Below are 22500 nucleotides of genomic sequence, written 5' to 3'. Positions count from 1 at the left end.
AGCGGCGGCGGAGCGGCACCGCTCACTCGTGCCGGTCGCGCTCTTCGAGCTTGCCCGAGTGTTGGATCGCGCGGAACAGGCGGTACCCGAGCAGCGCGCTGACCACGCACCCGAGCAGCCCGAACACGGACACGTCGCGCACCAGCGGCTCGGCCTTGAACGCCCACAGCAGCGCCGACCCCACGAACAGCGCGCTCACCATCATCCCGAACACCAGCCGGTTCACCGACGGCTCCAGGTGCCGGTGGCTCAGCTCGACCCCCACCTCGCGCCGCTGCACCATCCGCATCACGCCGCTCAACTGCCGCGGCAGCCCGCGCACCAGGTCGTCCCACTCGCCCACCGCCCCGACGAACCGCCGCAGCAGCCGCCGCGGGGAGAGCTTCTTCCGCACGCTCGCCTGCTTGTACGGGTCGAGCAGCTCCAGCAGGTTGAACCCCGGGGCCAACAGCCGACCCGTCCCCTCGAGCATGACCAGCACCCGCAGCAGGAGCGCGACCGGCGCCGGCAGCATCACGTGGTACCGCCGGATCGCGTCCGTGAGCTCGTTCAGGGCGGTCCCCAGCTCGAACTGCTCCAGCGGCATCCCGTGGTAGAACGCGAGCTGGTCGGCCACTTCGCCCTCGAGCGCGCCCGCATCGAACCCGGCCGGAACGTCGCCGGCCTGCACGATCAGCTCGGTGACGGTCGCGGCGTCTTTCACCAGAACGGCGCCGACGCCGCGGTCGATGGTCGCGCGGAGCCGCTCGTCGATGCGGCCGACCATGCCCACGTCGATCAGCCCGATCGCCGCCGGCCGGTTCCCGACCGGGGGGAGGAAGAGCAGGTTCCCGGGGTGCGGGTCGGCGTGAAAGAGGCCGTCGCGGAAGATCATGTCGAGGAACGCTTTCGCCCCGGCCCGCGCCAGCGCCTCGAAGTCACCGCCGGCCGCCCGCACCTCGTCGGGCCGGTTGAACGGCACCCCCTCGAACAGCTCCATCGTGAGGACGCGGCCACTCGACAGCGACGGGTGCGGTTCCGGAAAGCGGACCCCGGGGTCGTGCGCGAAGGCCTGCCGGAAGAGCTGCAAGTGGCGCAGCTCGCGGCGAAAATCGAGCTCGCGCGTGAGCACCCGCTCGAACTCCGCGACCACCGCCACCGGGCGGTACGCTTTGAACTCGGGCAGGTACTCCTCCGCAAGGGCCGCCAGCTCCGCGAGGATCGCGAGATCGTTCTCGACCCGGTGCGTGATCCCGGGGTGCTGCACCTTGACCGCCACCTTGCGGCCGTCGCGGAGTACGGCGCGGTGAACCTGCCCGATGCTGGCGGACGCGAGCGGCTCGGGCTCGAACGCGGCGAACAGCACCTCCAGCGGCTGCCGGAGTTCGGTTTCGACGGTCGCCCGCGTGACCGAAAACGGATCGGCCGGGACGTGCGATTGCAGTGTGGCGAGCTCGTCCCCGAGCGCCGGGCCGATCAGGTCGCGGCGGGTGCTGAGCACCTGTCCGAACTTGATGAACGTGGTGCCCAGCTCGGTGAGCACGAGCCGGACGCGCACCTCCCACGGGCGGTCCGCGAGGCGATGCAGCTCCGTGCCCGCGGTCCAGCGGCGCACGAACCGGTAGTCGAGCCGGGCGAGCGCCCCGGCCAGCCCGTACTTCGCGAGCACGCGGGCGATTTCGGCGAGCCGAGACGCGCTCCGGGCGAGGCGGGGGATGTCGGTCAGGTTAAGCATGTCGGATGGGTCCGCTTGCCGGAGCGCGGCGGCTCACGCGAGCCGGTCGAGGTCGCGCAAGCGGCGGTCGGCGTCGAACGTCGGTGCCGGGAGCGATTCCGCCAGCGCGACCGCCTCGGCCTCGCTCAGGTCCGGTTTCCGGACCGCCTCGGCGCGAAACACCGGCAGCTTCTTTTGGGTCGCGATGATCTCTCTGCGGGTACGCCCCCGGGGTGCGTCGGGCCAGCGGCCGTCCAGCTCCTGAAACTCGAAGAACACCGGCACAACGGCGCGGATGTACTTCCAGTAGCCCGGGTTGTCGGTTTGGATCACGAACCGCCCGCCGGAGGCGAGCGCCCGGTGGACCGTCGCCAGGAACGAAGGGGTGATGAGGCGCAGGTGGACCTTCGCGGGGTCGTAGTACGGCTGCGGGTGGTAGCAATGCACTTCCGCGACCGAGTGCGGCGCGACGTGGTCGGCCAGCAGTTCGCGCCCGCCCAGCACCGCGAACTTCAGGTTCGCGAGGCCGCGCTGGTTGCCGCGCTTGCGGGCGTACCGGACGACCACGGGCAGCACATCGACGCCGAGGTGGTCGTGGTCCGGCCGCGCCAGCGCCGAGCCGATCAGGTAGCGCCCGTTCCCGCACCCGACGTCCAGCACAACGGGCGCGGCGCGGCCGAACAGCGCGGCCCAGTCCAGGTGCCCCGCCGGCATCGCCTTCAGCGCGGTCTGCGCCCAGCGGTCTGGGTCCAAGATGCGGCCGGGGAACGGCACCCCGAACTCGCGCTCCACCCGGTTCGGTTCGGCCATGCGCGCGTGGTCACACAGAGGTTGACGGTTATAACTGGTCTACGAGCCGGACGCCGCAGTACAATCATAGCCAATTCCGGCAGCATCAAGTTTCTGTTCCACGTTCTACATGGTGGCCCCAGCGTTCAAGCCCCGAGAACGTTGAAACCGCGCGAGGTGGCACACATGCCGGGGGGACGATTTTCCGCGGGCGGGTCGCTGACCGCCGTGCTGTTCGTCCTCGCGCCGCTGGTCGCGGCGGGGTGGTGGCTGGCGCGACCGAAGGGCGACGCCGGGGCGCCCACACCCGCGCCCGCGGAGCTCGACGTGGTGTGCAGCGGGCGCGTGGACGGCCAACGGCCCGTGGCCGCGCTCGACCCAACCGTACCGGGAAAAGTGGCCGAGGTGCTCGTGTCGGAGGGGCAAACCGTTGACGCGGGTGCGCCACTGCTCCGGCTCACCGACGAGGCGCTGAAGTTCCGCGTCGAGGAGGCGAAAGCCGCGCTCGCCGTCGCGGACCTCGAGATCGAAGCCGCGGGGGCCGAAGCCAAGCTTCACCCGCAACGAGTCGCCGGCCAGAAACTCGCCATCGCGTCCGCCCAGGACCGGACCGCGACCGCGCGCCGGCTCCTCGACGAACTCCGCGCGGCGAAGCCGTTCGGAACGATCACGGCGGCCGAGATGATTCGCGCCGAAGCCGAAGTGCGGCAGCTCGAACGCCTGGAGACGGTTGAAGCCGACCGACTGGCCGAACTCACCGCACTGAACCCGACCCTACGAGTGCGAGCGGCAGAGGCCAAAAAGGCGCAGGCGCGGGTCGCACTGAACCAAACCGAACAGGCGGTTCGCGACTGCGTGCTCGTGGCCCCGTCGGCGGGGGCGGTGTTACGAGTCAATCTGTCGGTTGGTGAAAGCGTGCTACCCGGCGGGGGCGCGCCGGCCCTGCTGTTCCGCCCCGTCGGCCCGCTGGTCGTGCGGGCGGAACTGGAGCAAGAGTTCATCGGCCGGGTGCGCCCGGGGATGCGGGCGACCGTCACCGACGAGGCACAAGCGGACGCGCCGGCCCGGAACGGGCGGGTTGTGCGGGTCGGAGCGTTCGTGTCGCGCCGGCGCGGGGTCCTGTTCGAGCCGGGAGAGGTTAACGACGTGCGCACCCTGGAGTGCGTCGTCACCCTGGACGAGCCGACTGACGGGCTGCTCGTCGGGCAGCGGGTGCGCGTGCGGATCGGGAAGGATTAGCCTCGCGAGCGGCGGGTGCGGGTGAAGAATCGGTGCGTTCGCGCGGGTTTCATGCCGTCCGGGACCCGTTCCGGGTCGCGAACTTGGATCTTTACCGCGGTGTGGGCTACAATCTTCCGATCGGAACGTTTCGAGACATCCAGTTCCGGTCGAGTTTGCGGTCCCGCCGGCCGGAGGTCGGCCGCGCGACAGTCGAGAGCGAGGTTCGCCGTGCAAGTCACCGTTTCCGTTCGTCACGGGCAGTTGGGGGACGACATCCAGCAGCAACTGAAGGAGAAGGGCGAAAAGTTGCTCCACTTCTTCAGCCGGCTGACGATGATCGAGATCACGGTCGACTTGCACCGCACGCACGACGGGAATCTGAGCGTTGAGGTCCGGGCCACCGCCGAGCACAAGCACGAGTTCGTGGGGAGCGACCACGCGGAAGACGTGCTGGTGGCCTTTAACAAGGCCGCCGCGCATGTGAAACAACAGGTGACCCACTACAAAGAGAAGATCCAGGACCACCGCCGCGACATGGACTACGGCGGGAACAACGGGTCCAAGTGACCCGGCGGCCCGGGCCGCGCCTGCGGGCGGCCCGGCCGGTACCGACGCGGAGAGGAACCTTGCCGCCGGCTACAGGGGCGGTGGGGGCGGACAACGAGGGGGAGAGGTCCACATGCGCCTGTGCAACTTCATCGTCCGCGACGCGATCACCCCGGCCCTGGCCGCGACGGCCCCCCCGGCGCCCCCGGGCGGGCACCGCGACCCCTCCGCCGTCCGCAGCGTCAAGGAACAGGTGATCCGCGAGATGGTCGGCGCGCTACACGCGGCGGGCCACTTTCGCGCGTCCGACGTGGACGAGATCGTGCGGGCGGTGCTGCGGCGCGAGGAGCTCGGGACCACCGGCATCGGGCGGCACATCGCCATCCCGCACTCCCGGCACCCGGCCGCGGACCGGCTGATCGGCACCCTGGCCCTGTCGCGCGACGGGCTGCCGTTCGACAGCCTCGACGGCGAGCCGGTGTACGTGTTCATTCTGCTGGTGTCCCCGCAGGACCGCCCCGGCGACCACCTGCGGGCGCTCGAGGCGGTCGTCCGCACGATGCGCAACGACGATTTCGTGAGCCAGCTCCGCGGGTGCCAGACCCGCGAAGAGATCTGGGCGCTGCTGGAGGGCGCGGCGCCGGGCTGGTGAGCGGGGGCCGGTAAGCGGGGGTGCCGAGCACGCGGGACATGAGGTGCGGGAATGATCGGTTGCGCAGGGGGGGACGGGCCAGGACCGCGGGACGTGCTCCCGCCGGGTGCCTGCACGCCCGCGGTCCCGCCCGACACGAACCCGCCCGCCAGCTCCGAGACCGCGGCCGGCGGGAGCGGCCCCTTACGCCGCGTGATCCGCATCGTGAACCCGCTCGGGTTGCACCAGCGGATCGCCGACCGGTTCTCGCGCACCGCCCGGAAGTTCTCCTGCACCGTCAGCGTGTGGAACGGTTCCACCCGCGCCGACGGGAAAGACATCTGGGCGCTGATCATGCTCGTCGCCCTGCCCGAGTCGGAAGTGGTGCTCGAGGTGGACGGCGCGGACGCGGCGCACGCGGCCGAAGCGCTGGCCGCCATTCTGGCCTCGCCCGGCGGCGAAGACTACACGATTTAACCGGCACGCGTGCCGACCGGGTTCGCCCGAACCGGTCCGGCTCCTCCCCAACGGGCACAACCGGACGCTCCGGCGAATGGAACACAGGTACGGCATCGCGGTTTCCCCCGGCATCGCCATCGGCCCGGCCCTCGTGCTGGACTCCGAGGGCGTCCTCATTTCCCAGCGGACCGTACCGCCCGAGCAGGCGGACGCCGAGGTGGCCCGGCTGTACCGCGCCCTGGACGAGACCGCCGCGACCGCCCGCGCGGACCGCGAGCGGATGACGGCCCGGCTCGGCTCGGCCCTCGGCAACATCTACGGCGCCCAGCAGTCCATGATCGAGAGCGGGTGGCTCCGCGAGCAGATCGAGGTGCGCATCCGCGCGGAGAGCTACTCCGCCGAGTACGCCGTCAGCCGGGTCATCCGCGACATGGTCAAGCGGCTCGAAGAGGTGATCGCGCTGCGCACCAACTCGGGCGCCTCGGACGCCCGGCGCAGCGTGACCGAGTTCATCGACGTCGAGCGGCAGGTGCTCGCCGCGCTGCTCGGCCACCCCGGCAACCCGTTCGCCAACCTGACCGAGCCGGTCATCGTCCTGGCGAACGACCTGATGCCGTCGGACACCGCCGACTTCGGCCCGCGCACCATCCACGCCTTCGCCACCGAGAGCGGCGGGAACACGAGCCACACGGCGATCCTGGCCGGCGCCTTGGAACTGCCCGCGGTCGTCGGCATCGGCCGGTTCCTCACGGACGTGTCCGGCGGCGACACGGTGATCGTGGACGGGAGCGAGGGCGTCCTCATCATCGACCCCGATGACGAGACGCTCGCCAAGTACCGGGAGAAGCGGGCCCACCTGCTGACGCGCCAGGACCGGTACGAGCACCTGCGTGACAAGCCGTCCGTCACCGCGGACCCGGTGCCCGTACCCATCCGGCTGCTGGGCAACATCGAGCTGGCCCAGGAGGCGGCCCACTGCCTCGACCGCGGCGCGGAAGGGGTGGGGCTGTACCGGACCGAGTTCCTCTACCTCAACAAATCGGCGCACCCGACGGAAGAGGAGCACTACGCGGCCTACGCCTCGGTCCTGGGCACGCTCGGGGCGAACCGGCCGGTCGTCATCCGCACGCTCGACCTGGGGGCCGACAAGTTCTCCAGCGTGTCGGGCGCGGTCGCGAACGAGAAGAACCCGTTCCTGGGCCTCCGGAGCGTCCGGCTGTGCCTCCGCCAGCGCGAGCTTTTCGTCACGCAACTGCGCGCGATCCTGCGGGCCGGGCTGCTGGGCGACGTGCGCGTCATGTTCCCGATGATCAGCACGGCCGACGAGCTGCGGCAGTGCAAGACGCTGCTGAACGACGTGAAAGAGGAGCTGGAGTACGCCGGAGTCCCCTTCAAACGCGACGTGCCGGTCGGTACAATGATCGAGGTGCCGTCCGCCGCACTGCTCGCGGACGTGCTGGCACGCGAGGTGGATTTCTTCTCGATCGGGACCAACGACCTGATCCAGTACACGCTCGCGGCGGACCGAAACAACGAACACGTGGCGAACCTGTACAGCCCGGCGGACCCGGCCGTTCTGCGGCTGATCCGGATGGTGGTGCAGGCGGCGCAGAAAGAGAAGGAGCACGGGCGGCGGGCGTTCGACGTGAACGTGTGCGGGGAGATGAGCGGGGAGCCGCTCTACATCCCGCTGCTGGTGGGCCTGGGCCTGCGGCAGTTCAGTGCGACGCCCCGCAAGATTCCGGAGATCAAGCGGGTGGTCCGTGAGTTGCGGATCCCCGAAGCGGAGGAAGTCGCCCGGCGCGCCCTGGCGATGGAGTCCGCGAGCCAAGTGACGAGTTACTTACGCGACCATTTACGCAAAATGCTCCCCTCGGAGGCGGTCGATTGAGGGCGGATTGTTCGGTCAGCCGCGGGGCACCCAAACCGCCGTGACCGGTCCGCCCCGTCGAACCGCGAACAGGGTCGGCGACGGCGTAGAGAGTGAAGCACCCAACATGAAACGTGCCGTCAGCAGAACGGGAGCCGACTCCCCGCTCGCGACCGGCCCGTTTCTTTTTGCGCGCCGTCACCCTCTCACGTCCCCGCCCCTGTTCGCGCGCCACCGACCGAGGGGCCCTTGGAGGGGCGACGAGAAATTCGGAATTCGGAGCGCGGAATTCGGAACGAACTTCAGGTAACTGGTTTTCGTTCCGAATTCCGCCCTCCGGGTTCCGCGTTTCTGCATGCCGGACCCGATGCTCGGTGACAAGTTCCGCTTCCGGTTTTCCAAGTCGGGCGCGCTGCGGCTCGTGAGCCATCACGACCTGATGCGGTGCTCGGAGCGGATGCTGCGTCGCGCGTCCCTGCCGTTCAAATCCACCGCCGGCTTCCACCCGACCCCCCGCTGGGTGTTCGCGCTCTCCGCCCCGCTCGGGGCCGTCTGCCACCACGAGGTCGTCGAACTCGAGCTGACCGAGCCCCGCGACGCGGGCGACGTGCTCGCGGCCCTCAACGCCCAAACGCCACCCGGTCTGACGTTCACACACGTTCAAGTCGTGCCGATGAAGGCCACGGCCCGGCCGCGGCGCGTGGTGTACGAGCTGCCGCTGCCACCCGCCCGCGCCGCCGCAGTGGAGGCCGCCGCGGCGGCGCTGATGGCCGAGCCGGGCGTGTGGGTCGAGCGGCTCAAGCCCAGCCCCAAGCGGCTCAACATTCGCCCGTACTTGCGGGGCGTGCGGGTGGACCGGGGTCCGAACTCCGGCCCGGCCGGGCACGCACAAACTCCCCCCCCTTCCCCTCCCTCGGCGGGAGCGGACGCGGGGCCACCAGCTCCGCGGCTCGTGCTGGACCTGTGGGTCACGCAGACCGGGTCCGCACGGGCCGACGAACTGCTCTCCCTCCTCCGCCTCAAAGACCTGATTGATGCCGGCGCGGTGCTGGAGCGCACCGCCGTCGAAATTCGTGACGAGATCACCGCGACCGATCCCGGGGACGTTCCCCCGGACGGTCCCGCGGACGCCGTGCCGCTCAGCGGCACGGAAGCCGCCGCGCTCGCCGCGCGGCTCGAAGCCGAAGAGAGCCAAACCGCCGACCAGGCCTGGGGCGCGTCGCCCAACGGCCCGGTCGTCGAGTAGCGAACACCCTGAGCACTAACGAGCACCACATGAAGAAGGAAATGCTGATCAACGTCCTCCAGCCGGAGGAGTGCCGGATCGCGATCGTCGAGGACGGGGTTCTGGAGGAACTGTACGTCGAGCGCGCGAGCCAGGAGAGCTACGTCGGGAACATCTACAAGGGCCGCATCGTCAACATCGAGCCGAGCATCCAGGCGGCGTTCGTGGACTTCGGCATCGGCCGCAACGGGTTCCTGCACGTGTCCGACGTGGACCCCGCGTACTACAAGCACCTGCTCTCGAAGGCGGACCTCGCCGAGTACGAGGCGGAGCTGGAGCGCGAGTACGGCTCGGCCCCGGGCGGCGGCCGTGACCGCGGCGCCCGCGGCGGGCGCACCCGCGACCGCGGCCCGAAGCCGCCCCGCGAAATGACCTCGTGGCTCGAACCGCAACCGGCCGCGGCGCGCAACGAAGACCTGCTCGACGAGCCCGAGTTCGCGTCGGGCCTGGACGACATCCCGACCGCCGAGCCCGTTGCGGACGGAGCCGACGCCGAGGCGGTGGCCGAAGTCGAAGAGGTCGAAACCGAAACGGTCGAGGCGGACGGGTTCGCGGACGGCGTGGTCGAGGACGCGGCCGCGGAACCCGCGGTGCCGGCGCCCGCGGCCCGGGCGGTGGCACCGCCCGCAGACGACGACGACGGGTTCGCGGAAGGCATCGAACCGGTCGCGCCGGCGCCGAAGCCGGTCGCCCAGCCGCCGCGCGCCACGGCCCACACGCCGGTCGTGAAAAAGCCCGCGCCGGTGGAGGTCGAGGAGGACGAGTTCGGCGCGGGGATCGTGGACGCCGACGTGCCGCCGGCACCGGCCGCCAAGCGCGAGCCCGAGGTCGCGCCGCCCGAGGTGGCCAAGGCGATCGACGCCCTCGACGCCGGCGAGCCGGCCGCGCCGGTGGAGCCGCCCGAAGTGCCCCCGGCCCCCGAAGTCGCGGAAGCGCCGGAGCCCGAGGCGAAGAAGCCGCGCACCCGCCGCACGAAGCCGAAGGTCGAGGAGCCGGCCGCCGAGGAGCCGGCCGCCGAAGCCAAAGCCAAACCGCGCACCCGCCGCAAGAAGAAAGAGGGCGACGGCGAGAGCGACGGGGACGGTTCGGACGACAAACCCAAGTACATGGGCGGCGCCGAGCGCCGCACGGCCGCCAGCGACGACGAAGACGGGGAGATCAAACCGTTCTTCGACGACACGGGATCGGCCGACTTCGACCCCGACGCGCCTAACGACCGGTTCGAGGGCGAGCGGGCCGACGACGGGACCGACCCCGCGGCCCTGCACGAGGACCGGTTCACCGAGGACCCGGAACCGGCCGAGGCCGCCGAGCAAGAGGCCCGCGAGCTCGCGCACGAGGCCGAGGAGGCCGCCGAACCCGAGGTGACCGGCCGCGGGTTCAACGACGACTTCGACTCCGGCCGCAGTGACCGCGGCGGACGGGGCGACCGGGACCGCGGCGGGCGCGGCGGACGGGGCGACCGGGACCGCGGCGGGCGCGGCGGACGGGGCAGCCGGGACCGGGACCGGCCCGGGGACCGCGGCAGCCGCGACGACCGCGGCCCGCGCACCGGGGCGCCGGGCGGGTTCAAGGGCGGCAGCGGGCCGAAGGGCGGGCGCGACCGCGGGCTGCCGAAGCCGCCGATCCAGGAGATCTTCAAGCGCGGCCAGGAAGTCATCGTTCAGGTGATTAAGGAAGCGGTCGGCACCAAGGGGCCGACGCTCAGCACCTACGTGAGCATCGCGGGCCGCTACCTCGTGCTGATGCCGAGCCTGAACCGCGTCGGCGTGTCGCGCAAGATCGAGGACCACGACGCCCGCCGCCGGCTCCGCGAGATCATGTCCACCCTGGCCCCGCCCAAGGGCGTCGGGTTCATCGTCCGCACCGCCGCCGTCGACCGCGACGCGAAGGAGCTCCAGAACGACCTCGCGTACCTGCTGCGCCTGTGGCAGGTGGTGGTGAAGCGGCTGAAGCGCGTCGCCGGGCCGGTCGAGATCTACCGCGAGTCCGATATGATCACGCGGACCATACGCGACATCTTCACCGCGGACATCGACACCATCTGGGTGGACGAGGCGAACGCGTTCGGGCACGCGAGCGAGTTCCTCCAGATCGTGATGCCCAAGTTCGCCAACCGGATCAAGCACTTCGACCACACGGAGCCGCTGTTCCACAAGTACAGCATCGAGGAGGAGATCGCGAAGATCCACCAGAAGCGCATCGAGATGCCGCTGGGCGGGTCGCTCGTCATCGAGCAGACGGAGGCGCTGGTCGCGATCGACGTGAACAGCGGGAACTTCCGCGCGGACAACAACGCGGAAGAGACCGCGTTCCAGATGAACCTGCACGCCGCGAAGGAGATCGCCCGCCAGCTCCGGCTGCGCGACCTCGGCGGGGTGATCGTGAACGACTTCATCGACATGCGGAGCGAGTCGCACCGCCGCAAGGTCGAGGACGCGTTCCGCGAGGCCCTGCGGCGGGACCGGGCGCGGACCAAGATCTTGCGCATCTCGCAGTTCGGGCTGATCGAGATGACCCGGCAGCGCATCCGCCCGAGCCTGAAGCGCAGCATCTTCGCGGACTGCCCGCACTGCCGCGGGAACGGGTTCGTTAAGACCTCCGAGAGCCTGGCGATCGAGGTGATGCGGCTGCTGCACCTCGCGGCGCACCGCGCCCCGGCGGTGCAACTGGTGCAGGTGGCGGTCCACACGGACGCGGCCGGCTACCTGCTCAACAAAAAGCGCAAGGAGATCGCCGCGCTGGAAGAGCGCGGCAAGCTCGAGGTGAACATCACCGGGCAGCCCGGCATCTCGCCCGAAGCGCTCTCCATCCGGTGCTTCGACCACAACGGGAACGAGGTGCGGCTGCTGCCCCCGGCCCCGCTGCCGAAGCTCAGCGCCGGCCGCGTCCCGCCGCGCGACGACCGCCGCGGCGGGGGCGGGCGCGACCGCGAGGACCGCGGCTCCCGGTACCCGCGCCCGCTGGATTGATCGGGGGCCGTGCCGGTCGTATCCTGGAGCCCGCTACGGCACCACGATACGACCGGTCTTTACGGAGCACCCCGTGACCGACCTCTCCGACACCTGGGATCGTATCCACCGCTGGCTCGCCGCGCACGCCCCCGCAGTGCTGGCGAGCCTCGCACCTCCCGCGACGGACGACCAGTTCCACCAAGTTGAAAGCGTCACGGGCGCCGAACTGCCCGAAGGTGTCAAGGCGTGCTACCGCGTTCACAACGGTCAGGCCCCGTTCCACCGCGCGCCGCCGCTCCTGTCCGGGCACCGGTGGCACGGCCTCGGAGACATGGCCGACTACTGGGAAACGCTCCACAGCCTGCGCGGCGAGTTCGCGGAGGCGCGGGGGGCGCCGCGCGGGCCGATCCGCAAGGACTGGTGGCACCGCAAGTGGCTCCCGCTCACCCGCGACGGCGCGGGCGACCTGCACTGCCTGGACCTGTTCCCGCCGAAGCGCGGGCACGTCGGCCAGGTCATTTACTGGTACCACGACGAGGGCGAGCGGTTCGTCGTGGCGAACAGTCTGCCCGAGTGGCTCGCACTGTTCGCCGCCGAACTCGAGCGCGGCGCGTTCACCACCGCACCGGACACGCACGGCCCCGGGCTGGTCCGTGTCCGCGATCTGTGATTCCGGAGTTGCCGATGGAAACGACCGAACCGATCCGGCTAACGAAACTCGCGAAGCGGGCCGGGTGCGCGGCCAAGCACCCGCCGGGGTTCCTGCTGCCCCTGCTGGGGATGCTGCCGCCGATCACGGACCCGAACGTGCTGGTCGGCAGTGCCACCGCCGACGACGCGGCCATTTACAAGCTGTCGCCGGACCTGGCGCTGGTCCTCACCACCGATTTCTTCACACCCATCGTTGACGCGCCCCGCGACTTCGGCCGGGTGGCGGCGGCGAACGCGCTGTCCGACGTGTACGCGATGGGCGGCAAACCCACGGCGGCGCTGAGCATCGTGGGATTTCCGGATTCGCTCCCTGCGGCGGTGCTGGGCGAGATCCTTGCCGGCGCGTCGGCGGTCGCGGCCGAAGCGGGAATCGCCATCGTCGGCGGGCACACAATCAAGAGCGAGGAGCCGATTTTCGGCCTCGCGGTGGTCGGCACGGTCCACCCCGAGCGCGTGTTGAGCAACGCGGGGGCGAAACCGGGCGATGTCCTCGTGCTCACCAAGCCAATCGGATTGGGCATCATTTCGACGGCCGCGAAGAACGATCAGGACACGCGCGGGGCCATTGCCGACGCGATTCGGGTCATGACGACACTCAACCGCACGGCCGCGGAGGTGCTCACGCAGTTCGAGGTCCACGCCCTCACCGACGTAACGGGGTTCGGGCTGTTGGGGCATTTGCGAAACGTCACAGCGGCGAGCGGCGTGACCGCAGAGGTGTTCGCGTCGCGCGTTCCGGTGCTGGACGCCGCACGCGAGTACGTGAAAGCCGGGATCGCACCCGGCGGAACACGCGCCAACGCAAAATTCCTCGCCGATTGGGTCGAGTTCGCGCCTGAGCTTCCGCCGGAAGAGCAACTCCTGTTGTGTGACGCACAGACATCCGGCGGGTTGCTCGCGGCGGTGCCGGTAACCGTCGCGGATGAGGTGATGCGCGCACTCAATGCGGCCGGTGCTCTCGCAAGTGCGAACGTGGGCTGGATTACCGGGCCGGGCCGCGGAACGATTCGTGTGCGGCACGCGGCGGCAATCCAGAAAGGGCCATGAAAACACCCGCTGGCCGAGCGAATTTACGGACTCCCGTAGAACCCGATTCCCTGTCACAACCCGTTCATCCGGCCCCGCGAGTGCGGCAGGGTAGCCGGATGAACGGTCGCGCGAAATGAGCCCCAAAAATCCGCGCCCGGCGACCGAATAGGATCGAGTGGCGAGTCGCGCCTGCGGCACCGGGTCGCGGGCGCGACTCGCCGTTCGGAAACCGTTATGCTCTCCGTCACCGCACGAATGGCACAACCGCCCCTGCCCCGCTTGCCCCGTCGGCTTGCGGTTCTCCTGCTCCTGGTCGCCGCTCACCCCGCATCCGCCGCCGACCTCGCGCCGGGAGCGCCACCCCTCACCCAGGACATCGCCGACCTGCGCCGGGACGCGGTTGAGGTGTCGCTCGACATTCAGTTCACCGCGCGCCAGCTCCGCGAGCACCAGCGGCTGTACGCGTGGCACTGGAAGTACGCCACCGCCGACCGCCAGAAGGCCGAGGCCGCGTTCCTGCCGGCCTTCCGCGGGGCGTTCGAGAAGACCGAAGCGGACCGCAAGGCGCTACGGGAAAAACACCGGGCGGCCCTGCTGGCCGAGGCCAAGGAGCGGGCCGAAAAGGGGAGCCCGTACCACCGCTGGCTGCTCGCGACGGCGGACCGCGCGGCCGAGGTCATCGCGGCCGGACCGCCGCCCCTGCGCCGCGACGCGCTCGAAAACACCCTGGAGTTCATCCAGTGGGTGCTCCGGATGCAGCTCACCGTCCGCCAACAAGAAGAGTTCTTGCGGCTGGTGCCGGCGGAGTGGAACCGGGACACGGCGAAGGCCGACCGCGAGACCATCATCAACGAGTTTCTGCCCGTCTACCGCAAGGTGGTACGGCTCGCGCCGAACGATCGGACGACCGTCCGCAACATGGCCGAGCCGCTGCTCCTCGATGCGCTCAAGAAGCCCGAGACGCCGCTCGACCGCTGGCTGGCCGGCGCGCACGCCGAAGCGAACAAGGTTCTGGCCGCCGGCCCGCCCGACGCGCTGACCGCCGGGGCCACCGACCAACAAGCGGACTTCTACGACTGGGCGCTGGGGCTGCGGCTCGCGGACGACACGCGCGCCGAACTCCGCAAGCTGATCGTTCAGGACTGGACGACGATCGAATCGACGCGCCGGGGCACGCTCGACACGGCCCGGCTCATGGACGACCCGCCGGGCGGCGGGGCAGGCGAGCTGAGCCGGCTCCGGGACCGGGCCAGCACGCTGCTGTTCGTGTGCGGGCAGCCGAAGAACGTGGTCAACCGCGCGACGATGGACGTGTACCGAAAGGCCCACCCCGGGGTGAAGCCCCCGGTTCTGCCCGACAGTCGAAAGGTGCTGGCGGACGGTACCCCGCCGCTGACCGAGGGTGAGGCCGAGTGCGCCCGGATGTGCTTCGAGTGGCTGTTCGGGTTCGCGTTCACCGACGAGCAGCGGGCCGCGTTCCGTAAGACCCAGCTCGACGAGTGGGCGCGCAAGGACAAGGGCGCGATGGAGGGGACGCTGGACAACGCGTTCCTGTACACGCAGCTCATGTGGCTCACGCCGGAGGACCGCGAACTGGTGCGTGCGTTCACCCTTCCGGACTTCCTGAAGGTGATGCGCGAGACCAAGGACACGGACCCGGGTAACAAGTGGCTGCTGGAGCAGTACGAGGCCCGGTACCCGTCGCTCGTGAAGGGCAAGCCCGGTCCGACGCAGGCCGACGCGGACGCGCTGGGCGAGCTGTTACGGTTCCAGACACGGGAGATCACCGGCGGGGACGCGGGCGCCGCCGAAAAGGTAGCCAGTGTGGCGGTTGAAAAGGTGAAGTCGGGCGTCGGCGCGGTACACGAAGTGACCGGCGCGGCTCAGCAGCTCGCCCTGATCCGCTACGCCTGGCCCACGCTCAACGAGGCGGACCGCCAAGAACTCCGCGACCGCTGGGCGGACAGCCTGCGACCGCTGGGGGTGAGCCCCAAGTTGGCGGCGTGGCAGGCCACCCCGGCGCCGGCCCGGGAGATCGACATGCTGGCGGCGTGGCGTGCCCTCCAGACTCAACAGCAGAACACCGCGATGATTAGCAACATGCTCCGGATGCAGCACCAGACCAACATGACGATCATCCGGAACATGGGCAGCACCCCGTACCGGTACGAATACAAGTATGAGTACCGCCGGCGGTAGCGTCTGGGGCGCGACCGGTTCCACGCGGAACCGGTCGCGAAGTGCTGCCCCCGCCGAAGCTTCGTGTTGTAACGGGTGGGCTGGTCTTGGCTCTGCGCCACGCCCCGCCGACGCCCTGGTCATAGGCTTGCGGATACCGCCGCCCCTGCCACCAGCAACCGCCGGACGATGGCCACCCACTGCCACTTGATCGCTTAGTGCAGTGGTGTTCGCTCCCCCTCGGCGACGTTCCGGTCCGGTCCGCTCCGACCGCCAACAGCGCCTCAACGGTGAACAGATCACCGGCACGGACGGCTTCGGTTAGCTCGTTCGGCTCACCCAACCCGAATCCAGTCGTTTCAAGTTTGCACCTCGGAACGGTGCGTTGGCTCGGAGTGTGGTCCGCTCACTCCGTGAGCGGCGGCTCGGCGTCTCGGATGCGCGTTGCGCACAACGACGGGGCGGATGATACCGGGAGCGGAGCGGATCCGCGGAGCGACCGCTCACTCCGTGAGCGGACCGCACTCTAGGCCAGAACCGCAGCACGGCCCGAACTTGAAACGACTGGACTCCCTCTGGGCCGGATGTGGTAGCCCGGCCCGCCGTCCGGTTGCTTGCGACGTGCGCCGGGCGCCCGGTCACGCGCCTGAATCCGTGGCCGGAACGCCGGCATGTGACCGGCGCTTGAACGCGTTCACCTTGACGACGATGCTGGCCCCGATGTGCTGCAACGCGAGCACCTCGACGGCGGCCCGCTTTTCGGCCGCGGCCTTCGGCATCCCGTACACCACGCACGTGGACTCGTTCTGAGCGACCGTGTGCCACCCGGCCGCGCGAAGCTTCAGCAGCCCGGCCGCGCCGTCGTGCCCCATGCCGGTCAACAGCGCCGCCACCCCGGGCCGCGAGGCGTTGTTGACCGCGCTCGTGAACAGCACGTCCACCGACGGCCGGTACGGCGAGCTCTTGGGGTTCGGTGTGTACCGCAGGGTCCGGTCGGCGCCGAGTTCCAAGTGATCGTCGGTGGCCGCCACGTACACCGTGCCGGCCCGAACGAGTTCGCCCTCCTGAGCCGCCCGAACCGGGAGCCGACACCAGGCGGCGAGCTGCTGAACCAACCCGTGCGCGAAGTCGGCCCCGATGTGCTGGCTAATGAGCACCCCCGCCCCGAAATCCGCCGGGAACGCGCTGACCACCTGGGCCAGCGCCTCCGGCCCGCCGGTCGAGGCGCCGAGCAGTACGAGCGGGGGCAGGTCCGCCGGGTGCGAACTGGTGCCGGCGAGGGGCATGATCGCCGACCCAGTCAGGCCGGCGAGGGCGGCTTCCAGTTTCGCCAGCCGTTCGACCAGTTTGGAAGCGTTCTGGACGGCCCCGTTCGGGTTGAGCGTGGGGGTGTCCACCGCGTCCACCGCGCCGGCGCCGAGCGCCTGGAACACCAGCGGGAAGTGGTTGCTCACGCTGGCCGTCACGACCAGCACCGGGCACGGGGACCGCTGCATGATCTGGCGCGTGGCCTCGACGCCGTTGAGGCGCGGCATCACCAGATCCATCAGCACCACGTCAGGGCGGTCGCAGAGCGTCTTCGAGACGGCCTCGTCGCCGTCGTCGGCGGTCCACGCGACGACGTAGCCGGGCACCGCGGTGACGACGCGGCGGAGCGTCTCGCGGGCCACGGCCAGGTCGTTCACGATCCCAACGCGCATCCTGTTGGTCCTTTGTTCGTCCGCTCTCTCCCCGCACCCGCTCCGGGTACGAGAAGGTGCCCGGTCGGCAAACGGGCTCAGCCGGGCGATTCGGATCGGCCGCGGGCGTGTGCGGCCACCAGAGTTGAGAAGCGGCCCCGGCATTCACCAACGGCCGCGGGTTACAGACCGTCTGCCGCGCCGATCAGTTCGGCAACCGTCTCAATGAACCGGTTGTCGTGAAAGCTGCTCTTGGTCAGGTACGCGTTCGCGCCCACCTCGAGCCCCTTGAGCCGGTCCTCGTCCCGCTCTTTATACGAAACGATGATGACCGGCAGGTCGCGCAGCCGGTCGTCGGCCCGCACCGCCTGGACCAACTGTAATCCGTTCATGCGGGGCATGTCGATGTCGCTCACCAGGAGGTCGCACCGCTCCGCCCGCACCTTGTTCCAGCCGTCCACGCCGTCCACCGCGACCGCAACGTCGTACCCCTTATAAAGGAGCAACTGGCGCTCCACCTCGCGAACGGTGATGGAGTCGTCCACCACCAGCACCCGCTTCTTACGCCCCGCGCCCGCGGGCCGGGTCTCGCACCGCACCAGCGACCCGGTCTGGATGAACTGGTCCATCGAGCGGAACAGGTCCTCGACGTCCACGATGAGTACCGGCGCCCCGTCGTCGAGGATAGCCGCCGCGCTCAGGTTCGGCACCTTCCCGAGCCGCGGGTCGAGGGGGCGCACCACCAGATCTTGTTCGCCCCGGAACGCGTCCACGACCAGCCCGTAAGTGCCAGTGCCGTCGCTCAAGAGCACGACCGGTACGTCGTCCCCGACGGGCGGCGGCGCGGGCATGTCCAGGAGCTGTGCGGCCACCACCAGCCCGACGTTCTGCCCGTCCACTGTAACAAATTGGCGGTGCTCGATCGAGCGGACTTCGGCGCGCCGCACCCGGATGAGGCGGTCGATGCGGGTGTGCGGGAACGCGTAGGGCTCGCCGGCCACATCGACCACCACCGCGCGGATCACCGACAGCGTGAGCGGCAGTTGCAGGTGGAACGTGGTCCCCTGGCCACGGGTGGTGGTGATGCGGACGTTCCCCCCGACCTTGCGGATCGTGTCGAGAACGACATCCAAACCGACCCCGCGGCCCGAAAACTCGGTCACCGCGGACGCCGTGCTGAAGCCGGGCAGGAACAGGAACTCGAGCAGCTCGGCGTCGGTGAGCTTGGCGGCCATCTCGGCGGAGTTGAGCCCGCGCTCGACGATCTTGGCGCGGAGCCGGTTCAGATCGACGCCCGCGCCGTTGTCGGACACGGTCACCAGAAGCATGCCGGCCCGGTGCCGGGCTTCGACGGTAACGGTCCCCGCGACCGGCTTCTCGGCCGCCCGGCGCAGGTCCGGCATCTCGAGGCCGTGGTCAACGGCGTTGCGGATCAGGTGCGCGAGCGGCGCCTCAAGCTTCTCCAAGATGTCGCGATCGACCTCGGTCCCCTCCCCCACGACGACGAGCCGGGCGTCCTTGCCGAGCGCGCGGGCGATGTCCCGGACCATGCGCGGCAGCCCGTGCAGCCCGTCGCCGAACGGGCGCATCCGGCTGACGATCACCTCGCGGTACAGCCGCGCGTTGAGGTCCTCGGCGCGGGCCGCGTGGTCGTCGAACGAGGCGGTCTGCTCGGTCAGCTCCTGGCGGCACGTGAGCCACTGCCGGCGGGTGTCGGCGACGAGTTCCGCGACCTGATCCGCGGGCGCCCCGCCGAGCGTGGCGTGGTACGTCGTGTCGATCAGCGCGGTGAGCAGGTCGTGGCGCTTCTTCATCTTGAGTAGCGCGGTGGAGAACGTCGGGAGCCACCGCGCCTGCACGAGCGACTCGCCGGCCAGTCCCATCAGCCGGTTCAGGCTTTGCGCGCTGACCCGCACCACCGGTTCGGCCACGGGCGGCGCGGGCGCGGGAGGGGGCGGCGGGGGCGACAACGTAACGGCGCGTGGCTCCCGCACCGCAATGACCGAAGAGCTTCGCCCCACACTGCCCTCGGCCCTCGGCCCGTTCCGGTCGGTGGTCGCGCGAGCCGGTGGCGAGGTGCTCGGCTCGCTCGCCGGTTGGCCCCCACGTTCGGTCGGTGGTTCCGAGTGACTGTCCTTCCCCGGCCCTTCGGGTGGCACCGCGGCGCCTCGCGCCCGGTCCGCTTCCGCAAGACGTATCAACACGTCCGAGGCGGTAGCCAGGGCCGGTGCCGCGGACCCGATCCACTCGCCGAAGGTGTCGTCGTCGGTGGCGAGCGCCCCGGCGAGTGTCGCCGTCGCGTATTGCGCCCACTCGATCGCCCGCGCCGGGATCGGGTGACCGGTTTCACGCGCGGTCCGGACGAACGAACTCATCGCGGACGCGGCGTCCGCGACGGGGGGACATTTCACCAGCCGGGCGGCCCCGCGCAGCAGCTTGAGCGCCTCCAGCACCGGCTCCGCGGCGGTCGGGTCCGAGGGCAAGTGCGGCAGCGCCTTGGTGACCGCACCGAGGTGCTCGCGGGCCTCTTCCCGGAACAGGTCGAGCATCGAGTGGTCGGGGCGCAGGGCGAACGGCTCGCCGGGAACGGCGACCGGCTTGAAGGCCGGCGGCGCGGGGAATTCCGTCTCCGGCCGCGGCGCGGCGGGAGACGGTTTGGCGGGTGCGGGCGCGGCTCCCGGTGGACGGTGCGGCTCCGGGGCGCGCGCTTGTGGTACGTCGGGACGGGCGCCCTGCGCGATCGCGGCGAGCACGGGCTCCAGTGCATCGACCAGCGGCCCGTTCGCTTGCTCCCACGCGGCGGTGGCGTCCGGGCCGAGCGCCGCCAGCCCGGCGAGCACGTCGGCCCCGCGCAGGAGCACGTCGATGTCGGCCGGGCCGAGCCGGATGCGACCGCCCTGCGCGGCGACCAGGGCGTCTTCCATGACGTGCGCGAGCCGCACCGCGGTGTCGATCCCGACGATCCGGGCGGCCCCTTTGATCGAGTGCGCGGCCCGCATCAGCTCGTCGAGCAGCACCGGGTCGGTCGCACGCGCTTCCACCGCGACGAGCCCGGCCGCGAGCGTGTCGGCGTGCGCCTTCGCCTCGTCGCGGAACAAGTCGAACATGGACGCGTCGAGGCCGTTCATCGGAGCCGCTCGCGGAGGGTTTGGAACAGGCGCGCGTCGTCCAGCATGCCGACGGAGCGGTTCGCGTGCGGGAACACCCCACGGGTGAGCTTCACCTGCGCCCGGGACAGGGTCGGGGCGGCGGAGGCGAGCTCCGGCAGCAGCACGCGGTGGACCTGATCCACCGCGTCCGCCGCGAACACCCAGGTCTCGGACTCGCGGCGGATCACCACGAACCGCCGCAGGTCCGGGTCGCCGTCCGGGGCGGCGCCGAGGACGAGGTCCATCCGGACGCACAGGTGCAGCTCGCCGCGGATGTTCGTCACCCCGGCGAGCAGCCCGCCCCGGTGCGGGACGCGGTGGACCGGCCGCGGGCGGGTGACCTCGACCAGCACGGCCACCGGCAGCGCGAGCCACTCGTCCCCGAGCCGGAACACCAGGACGCTCGACTCGTCGCCCTCGCGCACCTCGTCGCGGAGCGCGAGCCGCGCGGTCCACTCGGCGAGGTACCCGCCCGGCGACGGGGCGTCCAGGAACCGGCGGCCGGCGGCGGCGAACACCGGGCAGTTGTTGCAGTGCGTCACCTTCAGCAGTTCGGGACAGGTGCGGTCGCCGCGGATGCCGATGCGGTTCCAGCACTGCTCGTCCGGCGGGACCAGTTTGAGGGGCTGAGGGGTCATTGGTCCTCCCCGGCGCGGCGCTTCGCCAGCCGCTTGCGGAGGGCGTCGGCGCGGGCGGTCTGGCCGCGCCGCTCGCACAGCGTGATCATGTGGGTCACGGCTTCCCGGTGGTCGGGGTCCAGGTAAAGGGCCTTGCCGAAGGCGTCGTAGGCCGCGTCCGTGTTGCCGGTCGCGAGCTGCACCACGCCCAGCAGTGCGAGCGCGTCGGCGTCGCCCGGGGCGGTGCGGAGGAGCGCTTCGCAGACGGCCCGGGCGTCGCCGAGGCGCCCGGCGTCGGCCAGCGCGCGGGCCGCGGCGAGCGTGCCGGGCGCCGGCACCGCGAGGGGCGGCGCGGGCGCCTTCGACGGCGGCCGTGGCGGCGCGGGCGGAGCGGCCGGCAAGGTGGCGTGGACGTCGCTGGGGCTCCCGGCCCGGCGGTAGATGCCGAACTCGGGCGGCCCGTCCGGGCTGAACCGCCCCGGCGGCAGCCGGTCCGCTTCCGCGGGCGTGAGGCACAGCCGCCCGTCGAGCGCGAGCAGGCGGTCCAGGTTCGCCACCGCCCGCTGCTTCGCCTCCGGGGTGAAGTAGATGAACACGTTGCGGCACAGGATCAGGTCGTAGGGCCGCTCGGCGGCGAGGAAGACCGGGTCGGTGAGGTTCGCGCTGAAGAACCGGACGGCGGCGCGGATGTGCGGCAGCACCTCCCACCGGTCGCCGACCTTGCGGAAGTACGGCGGGCGCACGTCCGGCCCGGGCTCGCGGAACGACCCCGCCGGGTAGCGCCCGGCCGACGCCCGCGTGAGGTTCGGTTCGGACACGTCGATGGCGTCGACGGTGTACGCCCCCGCGCCGCCCAGCTGCTCCAGCAGCGCGATCGCGAGCGAGTACGGCTCCTCGCCGGTGCTGCACGGCGCGCTCAGGACGCGGACCCCGGCGGCCGACCGGTGCGCGCGCCGGGCCGCGAACCCCGCGAGCCGGTCGAACAGCGCCCGCCCGCCGCGGAAGAACCACGTCTCGGACACGCTGAGCACCGCCGCCAGCGCGTCCCGCTCGGCCGGCTCGGTGAGGAGCCGCGCGGTGTACAGCGCCGGCTCGTCGATGCCCCGGGCGGTCATCCGCACCTGGACGGCGCGGTCGAGCGCGCCCGTGCCGAGGGTCGAGGGGTCCACCCCCAGCCGGTCGCGGACCGTGCGCTCGATGGCACCGCTCATGGCTCGAACCCCGCTTCGATCAGCCCGCCGGACCCGGCCGCCACCTGCGCGAGCAGCCAGTCGGGGTCGAGGAGCCGCAGGATGCCCTGCCCGTCGGCCAGCGCCGGGCCGAGGCTCGGGCGGCCGGGCGGCCCGGGGATCGGCTGCGCCACCCCGGGCCGGATCTCGCGGATCTCGGCCACCTGGGTGGCGAGCAGCCCCACCAGCGCCTCGGGGATGTCCAGCGGGTACGGGAACAGGATGATGCGGCTGCTCAGGTGCGGCGGGCACTCGCCGACGCCGGCCAGCGCGTGCAGGTCCACGACGGGGACCACGCGCCCGCGGTACACGAACACGCCCGCGATCCACGCCGGCGCCCCGTGTACGGCGCTGAGCTGCACGCGCGGCACCACCTCGCGCACGCGGCGCACGTCCACCGCCACTTTGTCCGGACCGACCTGGAACACGAGACCGAGCATGGGTTCGGTACTCACTCGCA

The 22500-nt window shown here is 71.0% G+C and carries 17 protein-coding genes and 1 pseudogene; 11 read left to right on the top strand and 7 right to left on the bottom strand.

Annotated elements, in window-relative coordinates; translation table 11 throughout:
* Positions 1–22: 22 nt before the first annotated feature.
* Positions 23–1714 carry an ABC1 kinase family protein gene (locus R5W23_RS21800; protein WP_320688101.1) on the bottom strand — a complete coding sequence of 564 codons (1692 nt, stop codon included), beginning with the start codon at positions 1712–1714 and terminating at the stop codon, positions 23–25.
* A 33-nt stretch (positions 1715–1747) separates the two neighbouring features.
* A complete protein-coding gene (trmB, locus tag R5W23_RS21795; protein WP_320688100.1) occupies positions 1748–2503 on the bottom strand; it encodes a tRNA (guanine(46)-N(7))-methyltransferase TrmB in 756 nt (251 codons plus the stop codon).
* A gap of 165 nt (positions 2504–2668) precedes the next feature.
* Here trmB and R5W23_RS21790 point away from each other — a divergent pair, with 165 nt between their 5' ends.
* The 11 genes and pseudogenes from R5W23_RS21790 (at position 2669) to R5W23_RS21745 (ending at position 15387) form a co-directional block, all read left to right on the top strand.
* Positions 2669–3721, top strand: a complete 1053-nt coding sequence (locus tag R5W23_RS21790; RefSeq protein ID WP_261184893.1) for an HlyD family secretion protein — start codon at positions 2669–2671, stop codon at positions 3719–3721.
* 210 nt (positions 3722–3931) lie between these two features.
* A complete protein-coding gene (gene hpf / locus R5W23_RS21785; RefSeq protein WP_261184895.1) occupies positions 3932–4270 on the top strand; it encodes a ribosome hibernation-promoting factor, HPF/YfiA family in 339 nt (112 codons plus the stop codon).
* Between the two features lie 112 nt (positions 4271–4382).
* Complete coding sequence (locus R5W23_RS21780; protein WP_261184897.1) at positions 4383–4901, top strand: PTS sugar transporter subunit IIA; 519 nt, start codon at positions 4383–4385, stop codon at positions 4899–4901.
* A gap of 51 nt (positions 4902–4952) precedes the next feature.
* The gene (locus R5W23_RS21775) at positions 4953–5357 is read left to right on the top strand and encodes an HPr family phosphocarrier protein (RefSeq protein WP_261184898.1); all 405 of its coding nucleotides are present in this window, start codon (positions 4953–4955) and stop codon (positions 5355–5357) included.
* Positions 5358–5433: 76 nt separating this feature from the next.
* On the top strand, positions 5434–7230 hold the full coding sequence (gene ptsP, locus R5W23_RS21770) for a phosphoenolpyruvate--protein phosphotransferase (protein WP_320688099.1): 1797 nt from the start codon (positions 5434–5436) through the stop codon (positions 7228–7230).
* 334 nt (positions 7231–7564) lie between these two features.
* Complete coding sequence (locus tag R5W23_RS21765) at positions 7565–8455, top strand: TIGR03936 family radical SAM-associated protein (protein ID WP_320688098.1); 891 nt, start codon at positions 7565–7567, stop codon at positions 8453–8455.
* A 29-nt stretch (positions 8456–8484) separates the two neighbouring features.
* Positions 8485–8847 (top strand): annotated as a pseudogene (locus R5W23_RS32775) (S1 RNA-binding domain-containing protein); the annotation flags it as partial.
* Between the two features lie 15 nt (positions 8848–8862).
* Entirely contained in the window at positions 8863–11466 is a 2604-nt protein-coding gene (locus tag R5W23_RS21760; protein ID WP_407936157.1) for an Rne/Rng family ribonuclease, read from the top strand.
* A 73-nt stretch (positions 11467–11539) separates the two neighbouring features.
* Positions 11540–12118: an SMI1/KNR4 family protein gene (locus R5W23_RS21755; protein ID WP_320688096.1), complete on the top strand. Its 579-nt coding sequence runs from the start codon at positions 11540–11542 to the stop codon at positions 12116–12118.
* A gap of 14 nt (positions 12119–12132) precedes the next feature.
* Entirely contained in the window at positions 12133–13206 is a 1074-nt protein-coding gene (selD, locus tag R5W23_RS21750; protein ID WP_320688095.1) for a selenide, water dikinase SelD, read from the top strand.
* A 216-nt stretch (positions 13207–13422) separates the two neighbouring features.
* Positions 13423–15387, top strand: coding sequence for a hypothetical protein (locus R5W23_RS21745; RefSeq protein WP_320688094.1), 1965 nt, complete (start codon positions 13423–13425; stop codon positions 15385–15387).
* 617 nt (positions 15388–16004) lie between these two features.
* Here R5W23_RS21745 and cheB read toward each other — a convergent pair.
* The 5 genes from cheB to R5W23_RS21720 all read right to left on the bottom strand — a co-directional run bounded on the left by cheB (position 16005) and on the right by R5W23_RS21720 (position 22480).
* Positions 16005–17066 carry a chemotaxis-specific protein-glutamate methyltransferase CheB gene (gene cheB, locus R5W23_RS21740; RefSeq protein ID WP_261184909.1) on the bottom strand — a complete coding sequence of 354 codons (1062 nt, stop codon included), beginning with the start codon at positions 17064–17066 and terminating at the stop codon, positions 16005–16007.
* Between the two features lie 161 nt (positions 17067–17227).
* Positions 17228–20173: a hybrid sensor histidine kinase/response regulator gene (locus R5W23_RS21735; RefSeq protein WP_320688093.1), complete on the bottom strand. Its 2946-nt coding sequence runs from the start codon at positions 20171–20173 to the stop codon at positions 17228–17230.
* On the bottom strand, positions 20170–20832 hold the full coding sequence (locus tag R5W23_RS21730) for a chemotaxis protein CheW (RefSeq protein WP_320688092.1): 663 nt from the start codon (positions 20830–20832) through the stop codon (positions 20170–20172). Before R5W23_RS21730 ends, R5W23_RS21735 begins: the two co-directional genes overlap by 4 nt.
* A complete protein-coding gene (locus R5W23_RS21725; protein ID WP_320688091.1) occupies positions 20829–22022 on the bottom strand; it encodes a CheR family methyltransferase in 1194 nt (397 codons plus the stop codon). Before R5W23_RS21725 ends, R5W23_RS21730 begins: the two co-directional genes overlap by 4 nt.
* Positions 22019–22480 carry a chemotaxis protein CheW gene (locus R5W23_RS21720; protein WP_261184915.1) on the bottom strand — a complete coding sequence of 154 codons (462 nt, stop codon included), beginning with the start codon at positions 22478–22480 and terminating at the stop codon, positions 22019–22021. Before R5W23_RS21720 ends, R5W23_RS21725 begins: the two co-directional genes overlap by 4 nt.
* Between the last annotated feature and the right edge of the window lie 20 nt (positions 22481–22500).

Source organism: Gemmata algarum (assembly GCF_034097035.1).
GTDB classification, from domain to species: domain Bacteria; phylum Planctomycetota; class Planctomycetia; order Gemmatales; family Gemmataceae; genus Gemmata; species Gemmata algarum.
This window is presented reverse-complemented; position numbering and strand designations above follow the sequence as displayed.

Excerpts from the sequence above, each read along its gene's own strand:
- R5W23_RS21800 (WP_320688101.1), bottom strand. The coding sequence starts at position 1,714 with ATGCTTAACCTGACCGACATCCCCCGCCTCGCCCGGAGCGCGTCTCGG.
- trmB (WP_320688100.1), bottom strand. The coding sequence starts at position 2,503 with ATGGCCGAACCGAACCGGGTGGAGCGCGAGTTCGGGGTGCCGTTCCCC.
- R5W23_RS21790 (WP_261184893.1), top strand. The coding sequence starts at position 2,669 with ATGCCGGGGGGACGATTTTCCGCGGGCGGGTCGCTGACCGCCGTGCTG.
- R5W23_RS21780 (WP_261184897.1), top strand. The coding sequence starts at position 4,383 with ATGCGCCTGTGCAACTTCATCGTCCGCGACGCGATCACCCCGGCCCTG.
- R5W23_RS21775 (WP_261184898.1), top strand. The coding sequence starts at position 4,953 with ATGATCGGTTGCGCAGGGGGGGACGGGCCAGGACCGCGGGACGTGCTC.
- ptsP (WP_320688099.1), top strand. The coding sequence starts at position 5,434 with ATGGAACACAGGTACGGCATCGCGGTTTCCCCCGGCATCGCCATCGGC.
- R5W23_RS21765 (WP_320688098.1), top strand. The coding sequence starts at position 7,565 with ATGCCGGACCCGATGCTCGGTGACAAGTTCCGCTTCCGGTTTTCCAAG.
- R5W23_RS21760 (WP_407936157.1), top strand. The coding sequence starts at position 8,863 with ATGACCTCGTGGCTCGAACCGCAACCGGCCGCGGCGCGCAACGAAGAC.
- selD (WP_320688095.1), top strand. The coding sequence starts at position 12,133 with ATGGAAACGACCGAACCGATCCGGCTAACGAAACTCGCGAAGCGGGCC.
- R5W23_RS21745 (WP_320688094.1), top strand. The coding sequence starts at position 13,423 with ATGCTCTCCGTCACCGCACGAATGGCACAACCGCCCCTGCCCCGCTTG.
- cheB (WP_261184909.1), bottom strand. The coding sequence starts at position 17,066 with ATGCGCGTTGGGATCGTGAACGACCTGGCCGTGGCCCGCGAGACGCTC.
- R5W23_RS21735 (WP_320688093.1), bottom strand. The coding sequence starts at position 20,173 with ATGAACGGCCTCGACGCGTCCATGTTCGACTTGTTCCGCGACGAGGCG.
- R5W23_RS21730 (WP_320688092.1), bottom strand. The coding sequence starts at position 20,832 with ATGACCCCTCAGCCCCTCAAACTGGTCCCGCCGGACGAGCAGTGCTGG.
- R5W23_RS21725 (WP_320688091.1), bottom strand. The coding sequence starts at position 22,022 with ATGAGCGGTGCCATCGAGCGCACGGTCCGCGACCGGCTGGGGGTGGAC.
- R5W23_RS21720 (WP_261184915.1), bottom strand. The coding sequence starts at position 22,480 with ATGCTCGGTCTCGTGTTCCAGGTCGGTCCGGACAAAGTGGCGGTGGAC.